The organism is Promicromonospora sp. NPDC060204 (genome assembly GCF_042728455.1).
GTDB lineage: Bacteria > Actinomycetota > Actinomycetes > Actinomycetales > Cellulomonadaceae > Promicromonospora.
Window position 1 is genome coordinate 1 of sequence record NZ_JBHWZO010000399.1, and the last position, 3,650, is coordinate 3,650.

Consider the following 3,650-nt stretch of genomic DNA (forward strand, 5'->3'; position numbering starts at 1 on the left):
CGCGCCGCCCCCGCCGATGCGGGCGGGGGGGGCGGCGGCGCTGCGCGCGGCGGGGCCCCCCCGGCGCGCGCCCCCCCCCGGGCCCTGCCCCGCTCGGCCACCCCCCCGCCCCCGGCCTCGCCGTGCGCGGGCAGGTCCTCGTCGTTGGCGACGGCCACGATGCGGTCGGCGAGCTCCTCGAGCGCGTCGCGCGTGTACTCGATCTGCTGCACCGACTTGAGGAAGGCGTGCACGCCCAGGCCGCTCGCGAAGTGCGCGGTGCCGCCGGTGGGCAGCACGTGGTTGGACCCGGCCATGTAGTCGCCCAGCGACACCGGCGACCAGGGCCCCACGAAGATCGCGCCCGCGCTGTGCACGCGCGCGGCCACCCGGGCGGCGTCGGCCGTCTGGATCTCCAGGTGCTCCGCGCCGTACGCGTTCACGACGGCGAGCCCCGCGTCGATGTCGTCCACCAGGACGATCGCGGACTGCGGGCCGTCCAGGGCGCGCGCCACCCGGGTGGCGTGCTTGGTGGACGACGCGAGGTCCTGGACCCGCGCCTCGACGGCGGAGGCGAGCTCCACCGAGTCGGTGACCAGCACGGACGCCGCCATCGGGTCGTGCTCGGCCTGGCTGATGAGGTCGAGGGCCACGTGCCCGGCGTCGGCGGTGCCGTCGGCGAGGACGGCGATCTCCGTGGGCCCGGCCTCGGCGTCGATGCCCACGACGCCGCGCACCAGCCGCTTGGCCGCCGCGACGTACACGTTGCCCGGGCCGGTGATGACGTCGACGGGCTCGCACAGGGTCTCGCCGTCCTGCGGCTGGCTGCCCGCGGCGCCGTACGCGAACATCGCGACCGCCTGCGCGCCGCCCACGGCGTAGACCTCGTCGACGCCGAGCAGGGCGCAGGCCGCGAGGATGGTCGGGTGCGGCAGGCCGCCGTTGTCCTTCTGCGGCGGGGACGCCACGGCCAGGCCCCGCACGCCCGCCTCCTGCGCGGCGACGACGTTCATCACCACCGACGACGGGTACACGGCCAGGCCGCCCGGCGCGTACAGGCCCACCCGCTGCACGGGGATCCAGCGCTGCCGCACGACGGCGCCCGGCGCGAGCTCCGTGACGTGGTTGGCCGGAAGCTGCTCCGCGTGCACCCGGCGCACGCGGCGGATGGCCTCCTCCAGGCCGGACCGGACCAGCGGCGTGAGGCTGTCGAGCGCGTCGGTCAGGGCGGACGCGGGGACCCCCAGGTGCTCGGGCGCGACGCCGTCGAACCGCAGCGCGATCTCGCGCAGGGCGGCCGCGCCGCCCTCGCGGACCTGGCGCAGCAGGGGCTCGACCACATGGACGGCCTCGTCGACTCCGACCTCGGCACGGGGAAGGACGTCGAGGAGGGCGCGGCGGCCCAGGGACCGGCCGCGCAGGTCGATACGTTGGATCACCCGGCCAGTCTATGGCGGCGGGCGGGAGACAATGCTGTGGTGTCCAACTCTGAGTCCGCAGTACCCGAGGTCCCGATCCGCGACGACGTCATCCGGCTGGGCCAGTTCCTGAAGCTCGCCGACCTCGCCGAGGACGGCGCGCAGGCCCGCGACCTGATCGCCGACGGCGAGGTGCGGGTCAACGGCGAGGTCGAGACCCGCCGCGGCCGCCAGCTCGTGCGCGGCGACCGCGTCAGCATCCTGATGCCGGCGGGCGAGGAGGCTGCGATCGTCGGCTGAGCCGGAGCGGAACCGCAGGCTCAGCCGACAGAAGGTAGAGCTGAGCTGAGCGTCACGACGCCATGTACGTCGACGCCATCACCTTGTCGACCGTCACGCGCAGCACGATGCGGTCCGGGTTCGGCCCCAGCTCGCGGTAGCGGCGCGCGTAGCGGGCGACGGCGTCGGCGATCTCGGCCTCGTCCTCGCTGACGGCGATCGTGCCCTCCAGCGTGATCCACCGGCCGCCGGAGACCTGGCACAGCGCGGCGCGAGGCTCCCCGCCGTCGGGTCCCGGCGCGGAGTGACGCGCCTTGAAGGACGCGCGGTTGGTGGTGATGCGCGCGACCCCGGCGTCGGCGTCCCAGGTGAAGGCCACCGGGACCACGTGCGGCGTCCCGTCGGGGCGCAGGGTGGTGAGGGTGGCGAGGTGGCGCTCGGTGACGAAGACGAGCTGCTCGGGGTTGAGTCGGATCACGCCGCGAGTCTAGGTCGGGGCGGGTGAGTGCCCGGCGTCGTCGTGTGGTCGGGGTGTGGGTTCCCCGTATTCCCGGGGGGTCCGGTATTTGGCTAGCGTTCCTGACAAATACCACGGCGCGACACACCACCGAGGAGTGCCATGAGACGGCGTACATCGTTCCTGGCGGCGGGAGTCACCGCCCTGCTGGTCACCGGACTCGCCATACCGGTCGTCGTCGCGCAGGCGGGGCCGATGGCCCAGGCCGCGGCCGCCGACTGCGCGGCGTCCGCCTGGGCGGAGGGCAGCTCGTATGCCGCCGGCGCGCACGTGACGCACCGCGGGCGGGCCTACACGGCCCTCGTGGCGCACACCGCGTACGTGGGCGCGGGCTGGACCCCGGACACCACGCCCAGCCTCTGGTCGGACGACGGCGCGTGCGCCACGCAGCCCGACCCCGACCCGACCGACCCGACGCCCGACCCGACGGACCCGACGCCCGACCCCGAGCCGACGCCGACGGACTGCAGCCAGCGCCCGCGCCCGTCGGGCAAGGTGCTGCAGGGCTACTGGGAGAACTGGGACGGCGCGAGCAACGGCGTGCACCCCGGCCTGGGCTGGATCCCGATCACGGACTCGCGCATCACGCAGCACGGCTACAACGTGGCCACCCTCGCGTTCCCGGTGATCCGCTCCGACGGAACGGTGCTGTGGGAGGACGGCATGGACTCCGGCGTCCAGGTGCCCAGCCCCGAGGAGATGTGCGCCGCCAAGGAGGACGGCCTGACCATCCTCATGTCGATCGGCGGCGCCACCGCCGGGATCGACCTGTCCTCGCAGGCCGTGGCGGACCGGTTCGTCGCCACCATCGTGCCGATCCTGCGGGAGTACAACTTCGACGGCATCGACATCGACATCGAGACGGGCCTGACGGGCAGCGGCTCCATCACGCAGCTCTCGACGTCGCAGGCCAACCTCATCCGGATCATCGACGGGGTGCTCGCCGGGATGCCGGCCGGGTTCGGCCTGACGATGGCGCCCGAGACCGCGTACGTGACCGGCGGCAGCGTCACCTACGGCTCGATCTGGGGCTCGTACCTGCCGATCATCAAGAAGTACGCCGACAACGGCCGCCTCTGGTGGCTCAACATGCAGTACTACAACGGCTCGATGTACGACTGCTCCGGCAACTCGTACGCGGCCGGGACCGTGGCCGGTTTCCAGGCCCAGACCGACTGCCTGGACGACGGGCTGGTCATCCAGGGCACCACGATCCGCGTGCCGTACGAGAAGCAGGTCCCCGGGCTGCCCGCCCAGCAGGGTGCGGGCGGCGGCTACATGGCGCCGTCGCTGGTCTCGCAGGCGTACGGCTCGTACAACGGGGCGCTCAAGGGCCTCATGACGTGGTCGATCAACTGGGACGGGTCGCGCGGCTGGACCTTCGCCGACAACGTCAGGGCCCTGGTGGTAATTTAGGTCCGGTAGCGCCGTCGGCGCGTTTGTGGGTGTGTTGTTGT

Annotated in this window: 4 protein-coding genes; 2 read left to right on the forward strand and 2 right to left on the reverse strand. The window is 73.4% G+C overall.

All coding sequences use genetic code 11. The features are described from left to right. The coding region (gene hisD / locus ACFWEJ_RS27930) for a histidinol dehydrogenase (protein WP_377232423.1) at positions 1 to 1,418 on the reverse strand (1,418 nt) is incomplete at its 3' end. Positions 1,419 to 1,454: 36 nt separating this feature from the next. Between hisD and ACFWEJ_RS27935 the strand changes: the two genes are divergently transcribed. Next, positions 1,455 to 1,697 carry an RNA-binding S4 domain-containing protein gene (locus ACFWEJ_RS27935; protein WP_377232424.1) on the forward strand — a complete coding sequence of 81 codons (243 nt, stop codon included), beginning with the start codon at positions 1,455 to 1,457 and terminating at the stop codon, positions 1,695 to 1,697. Between the two features lie 52 nt (positions 1,698 to 1,749). Here ACFWEJ_RS27935 and ACFWEJ_RS27940 read toward each other — a convergent pair whose 3' ends face one another. Beyond that, positions 1,750 to 2,154 (reverse strand): pyridoxamine 5'-phosphate oxidase family protein, encoded by a 405-nt coding sequence (locus ACFWEJ_RS27940; protein ID WP_377232425.1) that lies wholly within the window; start codon positions 2,152 to 2,154, stop codon positions 1,750 to 1,752. A gap of 141 nt (positions 2,155 to 2,295) precedes the next feature. Between ACFWEJ_RS27940 and ACFWEJ_RS27945 the strand changes: the two genes are divergently transcribed. Beyond that, complete coding sequence (locus ACFWEJ_RS27945) at positions 2,296 to 3,609, forward strand: carbohydrate-binding protein (RefSeq protein ID WP_377232426.1); 1,314 nt, start codon at positions 2,296 to 2,298, stop codon at positions 3,607 to 3,609. The last annotated feature ends 41 nt before the right edge of the window (positions 3,610 to 3,650 follow it).

What these genes read in the sequence shown, in the direction of transcription:
- ACFWEJ_RS27945 (WP_377232426.1), top strand. Translation starts at nt 2,296, where the DNA reads ATGAGACGGCGTACATCGTTCCTGGCGGCGGGAGTCACCGCCCTGCTG.